This window comes from Streptomyces polyasparticus, from assembly GCF_014493765.1.
Taxonomy (GTDB): Bacteria; Actinomycetota; Actinomycetes; order Streptomycetales; family Streptomycetaceae; genus Streptomyces; species Streptomyces polyasparticus.
Genome location: NZ_JACTVJ010000004.1, coordinates 419,638 through 435,823 on the forward strand (window position 1 = coordinate 419,638; position 16,186 = coordinate 435,823).

Consider the following 16,186-nt stretch of genomic DNA (forward strand, 5'->3'; position numbering starts at 1 on the left):
CGGCGAAATCACCAGTGCCCGCGCGGACGGTCAGCCGGCCGAACGCGCCGCCGCCACAGGGGTGTTCGCCTCCGGTGCGCCCTGCGGCTCCCGCGCACCCTCCGGTTCGTGTGCACCCTCCGGCACCCGCGCGCCCTCCGCCTCCGATACGGCCGGCGCCTTGGGCTGCGGCAGTTCCGCCGTACGCAGGGACCGCGAGGCCAGACCGATCAGCGAGCCGACCACGATCAGACAGGCGCTGGCCGCGAACACCGGACGCGAGCCCCAGATCCCGATCGCGGCGCCGGTGACCGGGTAGCACAGGGGCGCGAGCCCGAGGGCGAGCAGCATGTAGACCGAGGTGACGCGGCCGATGTACGCCGGGTCGGACTGGGTCTGCAGCAGCGCACCGCTCAGCGCGCCGCTCAGACCCGCGAGCAGCCCGACGAACAGTCCGGCCACGGCGGCCAGCGCCACCGAGGGAGCAAAGGCGATCGCGACCAGCGCGACGGCGCCGCCGATCTCCGCGACGCCGCGCAGCAGACCGGGGCGCGGCAGCCGTCCGCGGACGGCGAGCAGCAGCGAGGCGGCACCCGCCCCGACGCCGAAGCCCGCGATGGTCAGGCCCATCCCGGAGGCGCCCCAGCCCCGCTCGTCGGCGAGCAGGACGAGGCCGATGTTGGCGGGCCCCGAGAAGCCGAGCTCGGTGATGCCCATCGCGATGATCAGCGGCAGGAGCACCTTGTGGTGGCGGATGTAGCGCAGCCCGGCCCGCAGCTGCCCGGCCTCCGGCTGCCCGCCCTCCGCGTCCGCCGAGCCCGCCTTGCCGTCGGGCGCCAACTCCCTTACCCGTACGGCGAAGAGCAGCACGAGTGATACGGCGAACAGTGCGGCCGCGACGGCGAACGCGGCCGCCGAACCGCCGAGCGCCACCGCGAAGCCGCCCACAGGACCGCCGGTGACCAGGGCGATCCGGGCGGCGAGCCCGCGCAGGCCCTGCACGCGGGCGAGCTGGGACGGTCCGGTGATCCGCGGCGGCAGCGCGCCGACCGCCGGCATGAACACCGCGTCGACCGCACCGAAGACCAGCGCGATCACGGCGAGGAACCAGATACCGGGCTGCGCGGCGAGCAGCACCCCGGCGGCGACGAGGATCACCGCGAAGCGCACGGCGTCCGAGCCGATGACGACGCGGCGCGGCCCGAGACGGTCCGCGATCACCCCTCCGTACAGCATGAGGAGGGCGCGCGGCACGGCGCTGATCGCGAGCACGAGTCCGGCCTGGCCCGCGCTGCCGGTGCGGGCGGCGGCCCAGGACAGCGCGATGAAGTAGACGGCGTCGCCGATCATCGAGGAGCCGTAGGCGCCGAGCCAGCGCAGGACGTTGGGGTCGCGGTGGGCGGGGCGGTCCACGGCCCCGGGTATGGCGCTCACGGGCGGAAGGGGAAGCCGTAGAGGTGGACGACGGCGGTCTCGCGGCCCTCGCTGTCACCGGCCGCCTCGGCGGCCCGGCCCTGCTCGGCGTAGCGCTTGATGACCGCGTGCAGCTCCTCGGTGAGCTCCTTCAACTCGCCCGCGGTGAGCCGGGCATGGAAGTCGGAGGCGTCGGAGGCGTCCTGCCACGCCTCGCTCCAGCCGGAGCGCTGCTCCACGAACCGCAGATAGTGCTCGCGCCGCTGCTCGTAGATGATCCGGGACAGCGCGGTGTGCGCGGCGGCGCCCTCCGGGCTGCCGCGGAAGTCGGCCCCGTCGATCCGCAGCGACTCCTGCGCCGGCCGCCACCAGCGCTCGCGCCCGTCGCGGCCGCTCTCCGCCGGGGCCTCCTCGATCAGCCCGTGCTCGGCGAGCTTGCGCAGGTGATAGCTGACGAGACTGACGGCCGTCCCGTCGTCCAGGCTCTCGGCGAGCTGGGACGCGGTGGCGGTGCCCCGCATGTAGAGGTCCCCGTAGAGCCGCACCCGCAGCGGGTGCCCCATCGCCTTGAGGGTGGCGACGTCGGTGATGCGCCTGGTCTCGGTCATGACAGCAAGCGTAGATAGGAAAGAAATGTTGCGCAATATTTGTTGCGCAACAAACCTTTTCCATCTCGGGAGCCGTGCGCCCCAGGCGGGACGCGACCTCACCGCTTGTGCGGAAGCTCCGCGTGCCAGACCTCCCGGGCGAACAGCGGCAGCAGCGAGGCCGCCATGCTGACCGCGCCGCCCACGACGAACACCGAGGCCGCCCCCCAGTTCCCGGCCGCCCAGCCGCCCACCGGGAAGAACAGCGGGGTCACCCCCACCGCGGTGAACGCCATCACCGAGGAGACCCGGCCCAGATAGCCGGACTCGGTGTTGGCCTGGATCAGGGTCGAAGAGAGTCCGCCGCACAGCCCGCTCACCAGGCCCGCGGTCAGCGCCACGGCCGCGGCGGCCGCGACGGTGGGCATCAGGCCGATCGCGCCAATCGCGGCGGAGGCCACCAGGAGGGTCACGGTCGCCCAGAGGCCGGCGCGCGGGAACCGGCCCGCCACCGCGAGCCCGAGCGTGCTGACGCCCGCGCCGAACGCCATCGCGCCCAGGACGAAGCCGACCCCGGCCGGACTCCAGCCGCGCTCCTCGCCGAGCACCACGATGCCCACGGTGAGCGGGGGCGAGATGCCGACCTGGCTGATGCAGCCGGACACCACGAGGGGGCCGACCACGGGGTGCCGCCGCACGTACCGCAGCCCGTCCCGCAACTCCCGCAGGACACTGCCGCCTCGGCCGCTCGGCGAGGGCGCTTCATCGGACCGCGCGTCACCGGACCCCGCGCGAGCGGACCGCGCGCCATCGGACCGCGCGCTGTCCGGCCGTACACCCGGGATCCGTACGGTGATCAGGAGGACCAGGGACAGGGCGAAGAGCACGCCCGCCGCCGCGAACGCCGCCTCGGGCCCGCCCGCACCCAGCGCGAACCCGGCGAGGGGCGGGCCGGCCAGCCTGCCGAAGCGGTCCACGAAGGCCTTGAAGCCGAGCAGCCGCATCAGCTCGCCCCGCGCGGTGATCCGCGCGGGCAGCGCGCCGACCGCGGGCATGAACAGCGCGTCCACGACACCGAAGAGCAGGGCGAGCGCCACCAGGACCCAGAGCCCGGGCGCGGAGAGCCAGAGAACGGCGGCCACCGCGAGGATCAGGACGCTGCGCACCGTGTCCGATCCGATGACGACCTTGCGCGGCCCGAACCGGTCCGCGACCACTCCCCCGCCGAGCATCAGCAAGGCCCGGGGTATCGCACCGACGGCCATCACCACACCCACCTGCGCGGGCCCGCCGATCTGCGCGGCGGCCCAGCCGAGAGCGAGGAAGTAGACGCTGTCGCCGACCATCGAGGCGGCATACGCACTCAGCCAGCGCAGGACGTTGGCGTCGCGATGGACCGCTTTCCCGGGCGGCGCTGCGGCGGTGGGACGGTCGGACGTTTTCGCGTGCTGGGGCGCGTCAGGAGTCACGTTCGGCGATGATCGCGCCCGACGCCCGGACGGTGCAAGCGATTTCCGTACGGTGAGAAGGCCGGGCTGCCGTCCGGCGAGAGGGCCGCGCGGCCGTACCGCGCGCAGCCCGGCAGTCGCCGCCTCAGCGCACCACGTGCCCCGCGTCGCGCAGCGCCGACTTGACCTCGCCGATGCGCAGGTCGCCGAAGTGGAAGACGGACGCGGCCAGTACGGCGTCGGCGCCCGCCGCGACCGCGGGGGCGAAGTGCTCCAGCTTGCCTGCGCCGCCGGAGGCGATGACGGGGACCGTGACGTGCTTGCGTACGGCCTCGATCATCTCGATGTCGTAGCCGTCCTTGGTGCCGTCCGCGTCCATCGAGTTGAGCAGGATCTCGCCCGCGCCCAACTCGGCGGCCTGGTGGGCCCATTCGACGGCGTCGATGCCCGCGGACCTGCGGCCGCCGTGCGTGGTGACCTCGAAGGAGCCCGACGCGGTGCGACGGGCGTCGACCGACAGGACGAGGACCTGGCGGCCGAAGCGCTCGGCGATCTCACGGATCAGGTCGGGACGCGCGATGGCGGCCGTGTTCACGCCCACCTTGTCGGCGCCCGCGCGCAGGAGCTTGTCCACGTCCTCGGCGGTGCGCACACCGCCGCCGACGGTGAGCGGGATGAAGACCTGCTCGGCGGTGCGGCGGACCACGTCGTACGTGGTTTCGCGGTTGCCCGACGAGGCGGTGATGTCGAGGAAGGTCAGCTCGTCGGCGCCCTCGGCGTCGTAGACCTTGGCCATCTCGACCGGGTCGCCCGCGTCGCGCAGGTTCTGGAAGTTGACGCCCTTGACGACCCGGCCGTTGTCGACGTCCAGGCAGGGGATCACACGGACGGCGAGCGTCATGCGGTTTCAGCTCCGTTCTTGTCCGCCGCCGAGGAGGGGCGGAAGGCTTCTAGTTCTACTTCGACCAGGATGCGCGGATCGACGAAGCCGGAGACGACGGCAAGCGTCGTGACCGGACGGACGGAGTCGAAGAACTCCTTGTGCGCCCGGCCCACCTCGTCGGCGTCGCGCCCGTGGATCAGGAGCATCCGGGTGCGGATGACGTGCGAGGCGTCGAGTCCGAACTCCCCCAGCGCATCGAGGGCGTTGGAGAAGGCGACCCGCGCCTGTTCGTAGGGATCGCCCTCGCCGTACAGGACAAGGCCCTTGAAGGACGTGGTCCCGCCGACGAGGACGCGATCGCCCGCGGCGACGGCGCGTGCGAAACCGAAGGCGTCCTCCCAGGGACTGCCGCTCTGCACGCGCCGTACGCCGTCGGACGTCATGAGGACACAGCCTCCAGGGCCTCTTCCAGGGTGAACTGCTTGGCGTAGAGCGCCTTGCCGACGATCGAGCCCTCGACGCCGAGGGGGACGAGCGAGGCGATCGCACGCAGGTCGTCGAGGCTGCTCACGCCGCCCGAGGCGACGACCGGGCGGTCGGTGGCCGCGCACACGTTGCGCAGGAGCTCCAGGTTGGGGCCCTGCAGCGTGCCGTCCTTGGCGATGTCGGTGACGACATAGCGGGCGCAGCCCTCGGAGTTGAGGCGCTCCAGGGTCTCGTAGAGGTCGCCGCCGTCGCGGGTCCAGCCGCGGCCGCGCAGGGTCGTGCCGCGTACGTCGAGACCGACCGCGATCTTGTCGCCGTGCGAGGCGATGACCTTGGCGACCCACTCGGGGGTCTCCAGGGCGGCGGTGCCCAGGTTGACGCGGGTGCAGCCGGTGGCGAGCGCGGCCTCCAGGGAGGCGTCGTCGCGGATGCCGCCGGAGAGCTCGACCTTGATGTCCATCGCGCCGGTGACCTCGGCAATCAGGGCGCGGTTGTCTCCGGTGCCGAACGCGGCGTCCAGGTCCACGAGATGCAGCCACTCGGCGCCCGCGCTCTGCCACGCGAGGGCGGCCTCGAGCGGGGAGCCGTACGAGGTCTCCGTACCGGACTCGCCGTGGACGAGGCGGACGGCCTGGCCGTCGCGCACGTCGACGGCGGGGAGGAGTTCGAGCTTGTTCGCGCTGGTCATCAGAGGGTTCCGATCCAGTTGGTCAGGAGCTGCGCACCGGCGTCGCCGGACTTCTCGGGGTGGAACTGGGTGGCCCACAGCGCGCCGTTCTCGACGGCGGCCACGAACGGCTTGCCGTGCGTGGACCAGGTCACGAGCGGGGCCGTGATGGTGGGGTTGTGGGCCTCGAGGGACCAGTCGTGCACCGCGTACGAGTGCACGAAGTAGAAGCGCGCGTCGGCGTCCAGACCGGCGAACAGCTGGGTGTCCGACGGGGCTTCGACCGTGTTCCAGCCCATGTGCGGGACCACGTCGGCCTGCAGCGGGCCGACGGTGCCGGGCCACTCGTCGAGGCCCTCGGTCTCGACGCCGTGCTCGATGCCGCGCTCGAAGAGGATCTGCATGCCGACGCAGATACCCATCACGGGGCGGCCGCCGGAGAGCCTGCGGCCCACGATCCAGTCGCCGCGGGCCTCCTTGAGGCCGTTCATGCAAGCGGCGAAGGCCCCGACGCCGGGCACGAGGAGCCCGTCGGCGTTCATGGCCTTGTCGAAGTCGCGGGTTATCTCGACGTCCGCGCCGACCCGGGCGAGGGCGCGCTCGGCGGAACGGACGTTACCGAAGCCGTAGTCGAAGACGACGACCTTCTTGGATGCCGGAGAGGTCATCAGTTCCACACCTCCAGGCGCAGGATCCCCGCGACGAGACACATCGCGGCGCCCACGGCGAGCAGCGTGACGACGTTCTTGGAGATGCCCTGCTTGACGAAGGAGATCACGCCGCCGAGCAGGAACAGACCGACGACGATGAGAGCGGTCGAAGTGCCGTTCATGGCTTAGAGGGCGCCCTTCGTGGAGGGGAGGATGCCGGCCGCGCGCGGGTCGCGCTCGGAGGCGTAACGCAGCGCGCGGGCAAGGGCCTTGAACTGGCACTCGACGATGTGGTGGGCATTGCGGCCGTACGGCACGTGGACGTGCAGCGCGATCTGGGCCTGCGCGACGAAGGACTCCAGGATGTGCCGGGTCATCGTCGTGTCGTACTCGCCGATCATCGGCGCCATCTTCTCGGGCTCGGTGTGCACGAGATACGGGCGGCCCGACAGGTCCACGGTCACCTGGGCGAGCGACTCGTCGAGCGGGACGGTGCAGTTGCCGAAGCGGTAGATGCCGACCTTGTCGCCGAGCGCCTGCTTGAAGGCGGCGCCGAGGGCGAGCGCGGTGTCCTCGATGGTGTGGTGCGAGTCGATGTGCAGGTCGCCCTCGGTCTTCACCGTGAGGTCGAACAGGCCGTGCCGGCCGAGCTGGTCGAGCATGTGGTCGTAGAAGCCGACCCCTGTCGACACATCGACCTTGCCGCTGCCGTCGAGGTCGATCTCGACGACGACGGAGGTCTCCTTGGTGGTGCGCTCCACGCGGCCGATGCGGCTCATGCGTCCAGCTCCTTCTTCAGTTCGGTTACCGCGTCGAGGAACGCGTCGTTCTCCTCGGGCGTGCCCGCGGTGACCCGCAGCCAGCCCGGTACGCCGTTGTCCCTGACCAGGACGCCCCGGTCGAGGATCTTCTGCCAGACGCCATGGGTGTCGTCGAACCGACCGAACTGCACGAAGTTGGCGTCGGACGGGGTGACTTCGTAGCCGAGCCCGCGCAGCCGGCCGACGAGCCGGTCGCGCTCCTGCTTCAGCTGCTCCACGTACGCGAGCAGGGTGTCGGTGTGCTCCAGGGCCGCGAGCGCGGTGGCCTGGGTGACGGCCGACAGGTGGTACGGCAGCCGTACGAGCTGCACCGCGTCCACGACCGCCGGGTGGGCGGCGAGATAGCCGAGGCGCAGGCCCGCCGCGCCGAAGGCCTTGGACATGGTGCGCGAGACGACCAGGTTCGGGCGGCCCTCGATCAGCGGGAGCAGCGAGGCGCCGTGGCTGAACTCGATGTACGCCTCGTCGACCACGACCAGCGAGGGCTTGGCGGCCTGAGCGGCCTCGTACAGCGCGAGCACCGTCTCGGCCTCGACCGCCGTGCCCGTCGGGTTGTTGGGCGAGGTGATGAAGGTGACGTCGGGCGCCTGCTCGGCGATCGCCTTCGTGGCCGCCTCGACGTCGATGGTGAAGTCCTCGTTGCGCGGTCCGGAGATCCAGCCGGTGCCGGTGCCGCGCGCGATGAGGCCGTGCATCGAGTACGAGGGCTCGAAGCCGATCGCCATACGGCCGGGGCCGCCGAACGTCTGCAGGAGCTGCTGGATGACCTCGTTGGACCCGTTGGCCGCCCACACGTTCTCGACGCCGACCCGGTGGCCGGCCGTCTTCGTGAGGTAGCGGGCCAGCTCGGTGCGCAGCTCGACCGCGTCGCGGTCGGGGTAGCGGTTGAGGCCGCGGGCCGCTTCGGTGACGCGCTCGGCGATCCGCTGCACGAGGGGTTCGGGCAGCGGATACGGGTTCTCGTTGGTGTTGAGGCGGACGGGAACGTCCAACTGGGGGGCGCCGTAAGGGGACTTGCCCTTCAGCTCGTCCCGGATGGGGAGGTCGTCGATACGGATGTCGTTCACTTGCCGGGGACCTTCCAGCCGAACCTCGCCTTGATCGCCGCGCCGTGCGCCGGCAGATCCTCCGCCTCCGCCAGCGTCACCACGTGCTGGGCGACCTCGGCGAGGGCGTCCTCGGAGTAGTCGACGATGTGGATGCCGCGCAGGAAGGACTGCACGCTCAGGCCCGAGGAGTGGCAGGCGCAGCCGCCGGTGGGCAGCACGTGGTTGGACCCGGCGCAGTAGTCGCCGAGCGACACGGGGGCCCAGGGGCCGACGAAGACCGCGCCCGCGTTGCGTACACGGTCGGCGACCGCGGTGGCGTCGGCGGTCTGGATCTCCAGGTGCTCGGCGCCGTACGCGTTGACGACGCGCAGGCCCTCCTCGAGACCGTCGACCAGGACGATCGCGGACTGCCGGCCCTCGAGGGCCGGGACGATCCGGTCCTCGATGTGCTTGGACGCGGCGACCTGCGGCGCCAGCTCCTTCTCGACCGCGTCGGCGAGCGCGAGGGAGTCCGTGACGAGCACGGCGGCGGCCAGCGGGTCGTGCTCGGCCTGGCTGATCAGGTCGGAGGCCACGTGCACGGGGTCGGCGGTGTCGTCCGCGAGGATCGCGATCTCGGTCGGCCCGGCCTCGGCGTCGATGCCGATCTTGCCGGTGAAGTAGCGCTTGGCGGCGGCGACCCAGATGTTCCCGGGGCCGGTCACCATGTCGGCGGGCGGGCAGGACTCGGTGCCGTACGCGAACATCGCGACGGCGGTGGCGCCGCCGGCCGCGTACACCTCGTCGATGCCGAGCAGCGCGCACGCGGCGAGGATCGTCGGGTGCGGCAGGCCGTCGAACTCGGCCTGCGCCGGGGACGCCAGCGCGATGGACTCGACGCCGGCCTCCTGGGCGGGCACCACGTTCATGATCACGGACGAGGGGTAGACGGAGCGGCCGCCCGGTGCGTACAGGCCGACGCGGTCGACCGGTACCCACTTCTCGGTCACGCTGCCGCCGGGCACCACCTGGACGGTGTGCGGGCTGCGGCGCTGCTCGCGGTGCACGGTGCGGGCACGCTTGATCGACTCCTCGAGCGCGGCCCTGACCTGCGGGTCGAGCTCGGCGAGCGCCTTGCTGAGCGCCTCGGCGGGCACCCTGACCTGCGCCAGGCGTACGCCGTCGAATTTCTCCGCGTACTCGACCAGCGCCGCGTCCCCGCGATGATGCACGTCCTCGCAGATCGGACGCACCTTCTCCAGGGCGGCCGAGACATCGAAGTCGGCACGGGGCAGCAGCGCGCGCAGTGCGGCGCCCTGAGGCAGGGCGTCTCCACGCAGGTCGATTCGAGAGATCACGCACCAATTCTCTCAGACGTGCCGCGAGCGCCGGACGTGCGTATCAATGGCTGATACAGGACCCCGTCACGTGCCGTAACCGGGGGTCCGCCGCCGGAAAACCTCCGCCACCGTCGTGTTCACCACGACCACGAAGCCAGCGACCACCGCCGCGACCGGATGCCCGAGCCCGTACAGCGCCGCCGCACCGCCGCCGAGCACGAGCGCCTTCACGACGAGCACGACCGCGAGCCCCGGCTGGAGCTTGGACTTCGGCGCCGCGCAGAGCCACCAGAGCACGATGGCGACGGCGGGGGTGCCGAGCCCGAGCAGCAGGCTGAGCAGCACACCGTCCCCGGTGGCGAACCCCCACCAGCACAGCAGCACCAGTGCCGCCAGCTCGACCACGAACGCAAGCAGCTCATTGGCCACGAACCAGGGTGGCCCTTCGAGCCCCGTCGGCCGCTGCACCTCTTCACTCACGGTGAACCCCTCCCCAAGGTCATCTGCGCAACGGCTCACCTTGGCACGCACCCTCGCCCCGCGGCAGCCGATTGCCCACCGAATGCCCGCCCGCCCCATCGGCTGATATCAGCCCCTCTGGATCTCCCTCACCACTAGCGTTCAGCCCGTCACTCAGCGGGCATGACACAGGTGTACGAGTGCGGGGAGGGGCAACCCACGTGACCAGCGAGATGCCGGACGACCTGACCGCGGCCGAGGCCGGGATGTGGCAGGCATTCCAGAACGGGTCCCGCTACGACCTCTCGACCGGGAACCCGCAGATCGACGATCCGCACGGCGTGCGCCACTGGGGCGAGGAACGCAGCGTGCGGGCCCGGGTCGTCTGCATGCTGCTGCTCAACGGGCCGCCGGCCCTGGACGGCAGGGTCTCCGCCGTCAAGCTCACGGGCCTCCTGATCAGCGACTACCTCGATGTCGCGGGCGGCACCGTCGCGCCGTACGTGGAGTTCAAGGACTGCCGCTTCGAGAAGGAGATCCTGCTGCCGGAGAGCCGCTTCACCACGCTGCGGTTCCTGAACTGCTCCATCCCGCGCCTGGAGGCCGCCAGGCTGCAGACCGAGGGCGATCTGCATCTGCCGCGCTGCCGTGTGCACCGCGGCATCCGCTTCACCGACGCGCAGATCGGCACGGACCTGCTGCTCAGCCAGGCCGTCGTGCACGGCGACCGGCAGGACCGCACCATCAACGGGGACGGCCTCTCGGTCGGCCAGGACCTCCAGGCCGAACTGATCGAGTCGTACGGGGAGTTCCGGATGCGAGGCGCGAAGGTCGGCGTCTCCCTGAGTCTGCGCGGCAGCCGGCTGGTCAACGAACCGGGCAAGTACGCCCTGAACGCCCCGCAGCTGACCGTCGAGCGCGCCCTGTACATGACCCCGGCGGCGGTCTCCGACCCGGTCTTCACCGCGGGCGCGACCCCGGCACGCGGCACCCGGATCCAGCACTTCGAGTGCCGCGGCGGCATCCGGCTCGACGACGGACGCGTGACCGACGCGATCGACCTCGACCGTGCACGGCTGCTGATGAAGGAGCACCACGAGTTCTCGCTGCGCCGCATACAGACCGCCGAGCTGCGCTTCCTCGGCGAGCGGCCGGAGAGCGGCAAGGTGGTGCTCTCCGGCGCGAAGGTCACCAACCTGCGCGACCAGGCCCGGAGCTGGCCGGGCCCCGGACACCTGGAGATGAAGGGTTTCGCGTACGAGAACCTCATCCCGGTCGACAAGTTCCCGCTCCCCGCCCGCCTCGACTGGGTCGAGGCGGCCACCCCCGAGTACCACCCGGAGCCGTACGAACGTCTCGCGGCGGTGCTGCGCGACACCGGCGAGGACTCCGAGGCCCGCGAGGTGCTCCTCGCCAAGCAGCGCCGCCGCCGCGAGACGCTCCCGGTCGCGGGCAAGCTCTGGGGCTACCTCCAGGACTGGACGGTCGCCTACGGCTACCGGCCGGGCCGTGCGGCGCTGTGGATGGCGGTCCTGTGGGCGCTGGGCGGCTACGCCCTGTCGTACTACGAACCGGACGCGATGAAGGCCGGCGAGGGCCCCGCGTACCAGCCCGTCCTGTTCGCCCTCGACCTGATCCTGCCGGTGATGAACCTCGGCCAGGACGGCTACTGGCGCCTGGAGGGCACCTGGCAGTGGCTGGCCGCGACCTTGACCCTCCTCGGCTGGGTCCTGGCGACGACGGTGGCGGCGGGGGCTTCGCGGTTGCTGCGACGGGGGTGACCTTTTCAGCCGGTCCGGCACACTCAGCCCCTGCGGCGCTTGAGCAGGCGGGGTCTGGGGGCGCAGCCCCCAGTGGGGGCAAGGGGCGAAGCCCCATCAGGGGGGTGCAGGGGGCGAAGCCCCCGCTTGGCCCACCCGCCCTGGGGGCTCCGTCAACAGGGGCCCGGGGCGCAGCCCCGGTTTCGGGAAGGGGCGGGTAGGGGAAATCCGCCCGCCGCAGGCGCCCCACCCGCACCCCCACCCACCCGTCACCCGACAACGCACCCGCACGCACAGAGCACCCCGCAGCCGAACCGTTACCGATCACCCCACAACCATCCCGCCGCCACACCAGTCTTCCCCCGCACCATGGCACTGCTCCGCGCCCTCCTCACCACAGCCCGCATGCTCAAGCACACCAAGCACCTCGCCCTCGGCCTGCCCACCGACGACGAGGTACTGCTCGATGCCCCCGACGAACGCCTCGCCCCCGCCCTCGTCGCCGCCGGCCAGGACGACTACGGCCCCGCCGCGGCCCTGCTCGCGGCCACCCGCGAAGAGGCCGCCTGGGAGAACCGCGACCAGTACAGCCGCCGCCTGGCCGCCTTCGCCCGCAGCCGCCCCGACTGGTTCGAGCACTGGCTCGCCGACCGTCCGCAGGACCCGGACGCGCTGCTCGTGAAGGCCGAGCTCGCCCTCGCCCGCGCCTGGGAGTCCCCCGCGTACGCGGAACTGCTGCGCGACGCCGCCCCATTGATCAACGCCGCGGCCGACGGCCACCCCCGCGACCCGGTCCCGTGGCGCCTCGCGCTCGACCACGCCCGCGGCACGCACGCCCCGCGCGGCGTCTTCGACGTGCTGTGGCAGCAGGCGGTGGACCGCGCCTCGCATCACTACGGCTGCCACACCTCCGCGGTCCAGTACCTCTCCGCCGCCTGGTACGGCTCGCACCGCGAGTGCTTCGACTTCGCGGAGCAGGCCGCCGAGGACGCACTGCCCGGTTCGCTGATCCACGCACTGCCGGCCCGCGCCGCCCTCGCGTATCTCACGGGCCCCGGCTCCAGCGTGCCCCGCGAGCGCCTCGACGCGGCGGCCGACCGTGCGATCACGCTCTCGCGGAGCTATGAACCCGGTGACCCGTACCCGGCCGAGGTGCGCAATCTCCTCACGTACGTCCTGATCCGCCTCGAACGCTGGCAGGACGCCCTGGACCAGCTGCACCTGATCGGGCCGTACGCGACCTCGTTCCCCTGGGACCGGGTCTCGGACGATCCGCTCGGCCAGTTCCTGGAGCTGCGCGACGGCATACGGCTCCAGGTCGCGGCGGCCACTCCCCTGCGCACACCGGCCAAGTCAGTGCTGCGCGGCGACTAAGGTAAAGGGTCGTGACCACCGTCCGGCTTCCGCTCTTCCCGCTGAACACCGTGCTGTTCCCGGGACTCGTGCTGCCCCTGAACGTCTTCGAGGCGCGCTATCGGGCCATGATGCGCGATCTGGTGAAGTCCGTCCCCGACGACTCGGACGAGCCCCGCCGCTTCGCCGTCGTGGCGATCCGCGACGGCCACGAGGTGGCACCGGCCGCGCCCGGACTCCCTGACCAGACCGCCACGGTCGAGAAGGGCCCCACGGCCGGTTTCGGCGACGACCCCGCCAAGGCCTTCCACGGCGTGGGCTGCATCGCGGACGCGGCCACGATCCGCGAGCGCGCGGACGGCAGCTTCGAGGTGCTCGCGACCGGGACCTCCCGGGTACGCGTGGTCTCGGTGGACGCGAGCGGCGAGTATCTGACCGCCGAGCTCGAAGAGCTTCCCGAGGAGCAGGGCGAGGAGGCGGGCGCGCTCGCGGAGGGCGTCCTGCGCGCCTTCCGCAGCTACCAGAAGCGTCTGGCCGGCGCCCGCGAACGCTCCCTCGCCACCGGCGCCGAGCTGCCCGACGAGCCCTCGGTGGTCTCGTACCTGGTCGCGGCCGCCGCCGTGCTCGACGTACCGGCGAAGCAGCGCCTCCTCGAAGCCCCGGACACCGCGCGCCGCCTGCGCGAGGAACTCAAAATCCTTCGCGCGGAAACCGCCCTGCTCCGTAACCTGCCTTCGCTTCCGGCAGTGGAACTGACCAGGTCCCCGACAAGCCTCAACTGAACCATCCAGCCCAATCCGGCCCAATCCAGCCCCTGCGGCGCTTGAGCAGATCCGAACGAAGTTCGGATGAGGGGGCCCGGGGCGCAGCCCCGGTTTCGGGAAGGGGCGGGTAGGGGAACTCAGCCCGCCGCAAGCGCCACTCACCCGCACCCGAAAACGCACCCGCACCCACACCCGACCCGGAGCATCCCAGTGGCCAAGAAGTCCAAGAAGCAGCAGCCCGGCGGCACTCCGGCAACGGTGGCCCTGACCACGGCGGGCACCGAGTTCACCGTGCACAGCTACGAGCACGACCCCGCGCACCCGTCGTACGGCGAGGAGGCGGCCCAGGCGATGGGCGTCTCGCCCGAGCGGGTGTTCAAGACCCTCGTCGCGGACGTGGACGGCGAACTGACCGTCGCGGTCGTCCCCGTCGCCGGCACCCTCGACCTCAAGGCCCTCGCCTCCGCCGTCGGCGGCAAGCGCGCGGCGATGGCGGACCCGGCCGCGGCCGAGCGGACCACGGGCTATGTACGCGGCGGCATCTCCCCGCTCGGCCAGCGCAAGAAGCTGCGCACGGTCCTCGACGACTCGGCCTCCGCGCACGACACCATCTGCATCTCGGCGGGCCGGCGCGGCCTGGAGGTCGAGCTCTCACCGGCCGACCTCGCGAAGCTCACGGATGCGGTGCTCGCACCCATCGGCCGCGGCTGAAGCCCGCCTGACGACCTCGGGCCGGCCGCCTGCCGCCCTCGGCCGAGCCGCCGCGAAGCCGCCGCCCGGCCGCAGCCGACGCACGCAGGCCCCCTATGCGTACGCCCTGTTCTCGACTAAGTACCGAGGACATGTCGAAGAAGACGCGCAAGCGGAAATGGCGGATCAAAAAGGGCAAGGCCAACCACGGAAGGCGCCCCGCCTAGCAGGAGTCGGCCTGGCCGGGGGGCCGGCGAGGACCTAGCTCGGGCTCTGCGGCGTCCCGTAGCCGTCCTTGCTCGGGCTCTGCGGCGTCCCGTAGCCGTCCTTCGGCTGCGGGGCGTCCCACCCCGCGGGCTGCGGCGGCTCGGGGTCGCGCGGCCCGAACAGCGCCGTCAGCGCCAGATGCACCGCGAGCGCCGCGATCGGCCAGGCGAGCAGCGCCCCCTTGGCGTTCAGCTCGAGCGGGGCGTCGAACGCCACGCCTTCACCGGCCTCCTTGGCCCGTGCCACGACATCGTCGCCGGGACCGAAGACCAGCCCGAGCTGCCAGGCGACCACGGAGGCGAGCAGTCCGCCCACGGCCAGCGCGATCACCAGCGGGATGCCGCCGTGCCTGCGGAGCAGGAAGACCAGCGCTCCGGTGACGGCGCCGCAGGCCAGGGCGAGCAGGATGAACGTTCCGTCCGAGCCGATCGCCTGCTCCCCCTCGGTGTCGCCGAGGAAGACGGCCTTGCCGTCCGAGACCAGCGGTACATGCGGCGAGAGCCAGGCCCAGAGCACCCCGAGGACGACACCGGTGACCGCGAGCCCGATGACGATCAGGACGGCGTCCCGTACCTCCGCGGTGAGACCGGGACCGCCGGCCGCGTACGACTCGGCGGGCACCTGGGGCGGGGCCTGCCAGGGGTCGCTCGGCTGGTTCGTGTGCGGCTTCTGGGGCGGCGTCAACGGTGCGGTCACCCTGCCATCGTGCCAGGCCTCGCCGTCACGCCCAGGGGGTGGGCCGCCGATCGGGGGTCACGGGCGTCTGCCGGACCACCCCTCAGCGCACGGAAGCCTTGCGGTAAGCCCAGGTCGCGGCGGCCAGCGAGATCACACCGACACCGGCGCAGACCCCGAGGTCGAGGGCCACGGCGGCCCAGTCCGGGCTGCTGTCGAACGTACCGGCGAAGGCCTCCACGCCGTACGTGGAGGGCAGCAGATCCCGCGCGTACTGCAGCAGCACGGGCATGCCGTCCGCGGGCAGCACCCCGAGCAGGAGCGCCGCCGACATACCCAACTGGCCGAGCAGCGTGGCCAGTTCGGGCCGTGGCGCGAGCAGCCCGAGGGCGGCGCCGAGCCCGGCGAGCGCGGCGCCGGAGAGCGGGATCACCGCGATCAGGATCCACAGATGCGTCAGCGGCAGCCCGAAGAGCACGCTGCCCACGACGGCCGTCACGAACGTGCCGGGCACGGTGAACGAGGCATACGCGGCCGCCGCCCCGAGCACCACCGACGAGGGCGGCACGGGCAGCGTGGCGTAGTGGTCGAGGCCGCCGCTGGCCCGCAGCTGCCCGAAGTACTGGGCGAGCAGGTTCAGCGCCACGAAGGCGACGACGAGCACGGACGAGCCGGCGACGACGGCCCGCGCCTCGGACCCGCCGTCCACGACCCCGCGCATCAGGATCATGATCCCGACGGACTGGAAGGTCGCCACGAAGAGCAGCGGGATACGGGCCACCCGAGCCCGCGACAACTGGGCACGGTAGACGGCGGCGAGCGATGGGAACAGCCGCGCCTTGGGGGCGAGTGCGGCCTCCGCCGCTGTGTCCTCGCCGGTGGCGGCGACCGCCCCCGCGACGGCCTCGACAGGCAC

19 protein-coding genes are annotated in these 16,186 nt (G+C 72.2%); 5 read left to right on the plus strand and 14 right to left on the minus strand.

Translation table 11 applies throughout. The features are described 5' to 3' along the window. Positions 1-30: 30 nt before the first annotated feature. The 12 genes from H9Y04_RS06205 to H9Y04_RS06260 all read right to left on the minus strand — a co-directional run bounded on the left by H9Y04_RS06205 (position 31) and on the right by H9Y04_RS06260 (position 9,782). The gene (locus H9Y04_RS06205) at positions 31-1,413 is read right to left on the minus strand and encodes an MFS transporter (RefSeq protein WP_308800873.1); all 1,383 of its coding nucleotides are present in this window, start codon (positions 1,411-1,413) and stop codon (positions 31-33) included. After that, positions 1,410-2,000, minus strand: coding sequence for an ArsR/SmtB family transcription factor (locus tag H9Y04_RS06210; protein ID WP_187812642.1), 591 nt, complete (start codon positions 1,998-2,000; stop codon positions 1,410-1,412). The genes H9Y04_RS06205 and H9Y04_RS06210 overlap by 4 nt, the downstream gene beginning before the upstream one ends. A gap of 98 nt (positions 2,001-2,098) precedes the next feature. Beyond that, the gene (locus H9Y04_RS06215; RefSeq protein ID WP_308800874.1) at positions 2,099-3,448 is read right to left on the minus strand and encodes an MFS transporter; all 1,350 of its coding nucleotides are present in this window, start codon (positions 3,446-3,448) and stop codon (positions 2,099-2,101) included. 124 nt (positions 3,449-3,572) lie between these two features. Beyond that, positions 3,573-4,328: an imidazole glycerol phosphate synthase subunit HisF gene (gene hisF, locus H9Y04_RS06220; RefSeq protein ID WP_187812643.1), complete on the minus strand. Its 756-nt coding sequence runs from the start codon at positions 4,326-4,328 to the stop codon at positions 3,573-3,575. Continuing rightward, entirely contained in the window at positions 4,325-4,753 is a 429-nt protein-coding gene (locus H9Y04_RS06225) for a RidA family protein (protein WP_187812644.1), read from the minus strand. The genes hisF and H9Y04_RS06225 overlap by 4 nt, the downstream gene beginning before the upstream one ends. Beyond that, entirely contained in the window at positions 4,750-5,484 is a 735-nt protein-coding gene (gene priA / locus H9Y04_RS06230) for a bifunctional 1-(5-phosphoribosyl)-5-((5-phosphoribosylamino)methylideneamino)imidazole-4-carboxamide isomerase/phosphoribosylanthranilate isomerase PriA (RefSeq protein ID WP_187812645.1), read from the minus strand. The genes H9Y04_RS06225 and priA overlap by 4 nt, the downstream gene beginning before the upstream one ends. Further along, positions 5,484-6,131 (minus strand): imidazole glycerol phosphate synthase subunit HisH, encoded by a 648-nt coding sequence (hisH, locus tag H9Y04_RS06235; RefSeq protein ID WP_187812646.1) that lies wholly within the window; start codon positions 6,129-6,131, stop codon positions 5,484-5,486. The genes priA and hisH overlap by 1 nt, the downstream gene beginning before the upstream one ends. Next, positions 6,131-6,295: a CG2302 family histidine operon protein gene (locus tag H9Y04_RS06240; RefSeq protein ID WP_187812647.1), complete on the minus strand. Its 165-nt coding sequence runs from the start codon at positions 6,293-6,295 to the stop codon at positions 6,131-6,133. Before H9Y04_RS06240 ends, hisH begins: the two co-directional genes overlap by 1 nt. A 3-nt stretch (positions 6,296-6,298) precedes the next feature. Further along, a complete protein-coding gene (hisB, locus tag H9Y04_RS06245; protein WP_052576231.1) occupies positions 6,299-6,892 on the minus strand; it encodes an imidazoleglycerol-phosphate dehydratase HisB in 594 nt (197 codons plus the stop codon). Then, positions 6,889-8,001, minus strand: coding sequence for a histidinol-phosphate transaminase (locus H9Y04_RS06250; RefSeq protein WP_187812648.1), 1,113 nt, complete (start codon positions 7,999-8,001; stop codon positions 6,889-6,891). The genes hisB and H9Y04_RS06250 overlap by 4 nt, the downstream gene beginning before the upstream one ends. Continuing rightward, positions 7,998-9,320: a histidinol dehydrogenase gene (hisD, locus tag H9Y04_RS06255; RefSeq protein WP_187812649.1), complete on the minus strand. Its 1,323-nt coding sequence runs from the start codon at positions 9,318-9,320 to the stop codon at positions 7,998-8,000. Before hisD ends, H9Y04_RS06250 begins: the two co-directional genes overlap by 4 nt. 66 nt (positions 9,321-9,386) lie before the next feature. Further along, on the minus strand, positions 9,387-9,782 hold the full coding sequence (locus H9Y04_RS06260; RefSeq protein WP_308800875.1) for a YrdB family protein: 396 nt from the start codon (positions 9,780-9,782) through the stop codon (positions 9,387-9,389). Positions 9,783-9,994: 212 nt separating this feature from the next. Between H9Y04_RS06260 and H9Y04_RS06265 the strand changes: the two genes are divergently transcribed. The 5 genes from H9Y04_RS06265 to H9Y04_RS48945 all read left to right on the plus strand — a co-directional run bounded on the left by H9Y04_RS06265 (position 9,995) and on the right by H9Y04_RS48945 (position 14,555). Then, the gene (locus H9Y04_RS06265) at positions 9,995-11,542 is read left to right on the plus strand and encodes an oxidoreductase (protein ID WP_187813065.1); all 1,548 of its coding nucleotides are present in this window, start codon (positions 9,995-9,997) and stop codon (positions 11,540-11,542) included. A 348-nt stretch (positions 11,543-11,890) separates the two neighbouring features. Further along, entirely contained in the window at positions 11,891-12,895 is a 1,005-nt protein-coding gene (locus H9Y04_RS06270; protein WP_187812651.1) for a hypothetical protein, read from the plus strand. Positions 12,896-12,906: 11 nt separating this feature from the next. Beyond that, positions 12,907-13,656 (plus strand): LON peptidase substrate-binding domain-containing protein, encoded by a 750-nt coding sequence (locus H9Y04_RS06275; protein WP_187812652.1) that lies wholly within the window; start codon positions 12,907-12,909, stop codon positions 13,654-13,656. Between the two features lie 192 nt (positions 13,657-13,848). Then, the gene (ybaK, locus tag H9Y04_RS06280) at positions 13,849-14,349 is read left to right on the plus strand and encodes a Cys-tRNA(Pro) deacylase (RefSeq protein WP_187812653.1); all 501 of its coding nucleotides are present in this window, start codon (positions 13,849-13,851) and stop codon (positions 14,347-14,349) included. 131 nt (positions 14,350-14,480) lie between these two features. Beyond that, positions 14,481-14,555, plus strand: coding sequence for a hypothetical protein (locus H9Y04_RS48945; RefSeq protein ID WP_465270599.1), 75 nt, complete (start codon positions 14,481-14,483; stop codon positions 14,553-14,555). 34 nt (positions 14,556-14,589) lie between these two features. On the opposite strand, the gene H9Y04_RS06285 is transcribed toward H9Y04_RS48945, so the two are convergent. Continuing rightward, positions 14,590-15,291: a DUF2567 domain-containing protein gene (locus H9Y04_RS06285; RefSeq protein ID WP_187812654.1), complete on the minus strand. Its 702-nt coding sequence runs from the start codon at positions 15,289-15,291 to the stop codon at positions 14,590-14,592. A gap of 82 nt (positions 15,292-15,373) precedes the next feature. After that, a complete protein-coding gene (locus H9Y04_RS06290) occupies positions 15,374-16,186 on the minus strand; it encodes an ABC transporter permease (RefSeq protein ID WP_308800908.1) in 813 nt (270 codons plus the stop codon).

Excerpts from the sequence above, each read along its gene's own strand:
- hisH (WP_187812646.1), bottom strand. The coding sequence starts at position 6,131 with ATGACCTCTCCGGCATCCAAGAAGGTCGTCGTCTTCGACTACGGCTTC.
- H9Y04_RS06265 (WP_187813065.1), top strand. The coding sequence starts at position 9,995 with ATGCCGGACGACCTGACCGCGGCCGAGGCCGGGATGTGGCAGGCATTC.
- H9Y04_RS06225 (WP_187812644.1), bottom strand. The coding sequence starts at position 4,753 with ATGACGTCCGACGGCGTACGGCGCGTGCAGAGCGGCAGTCCCTGGGAG.
- H9Y04_RS06210 (WP_187812642.1), bottom strand. The coding sequence starts at position 2,000 with ATGACCGAGACCAGGCGCATCACCGACGTCGCCACCCTCAAGGCGATG.
- H9Y04_RS06240 (WP_187812647.1), bottom strand. The coding sequence starts at position 6,295 with ATGAACGGCACTTCGACCGCTCTCATCGTCGTCGGTCTGTTCCTGCTC.
- hisB (WP_052576231.1), bottom strand. The coding sequence starts at position 6,892 with ATGAGCCGCATCGGCCGCGTGGAGCGCACCACCAAGGAGACCTCCGTC.
- hisF (WP_187812643.1), bottom strand. The coding sequence starts at position 4,328 with ATGACGCTCGCCGTCCGTGTGATCCCCTGCCTGGACGTCGACAACGGC.
- priA (WP_187812645.1), bottom strand. The coding sequence starts at position 5,484 with ATGACCAGCGCGAACAAGCTCGAACTCCTCCCCGCCGTCGACGTGCGC.
- H9Y04_RS06270 (WP_187812651.1), top strand. The coding sequence starts at position 11,891 with ATGGCACTGCTCCGCGCCCTCCTCACCACAGCCCGCATGCTCAAGCAC.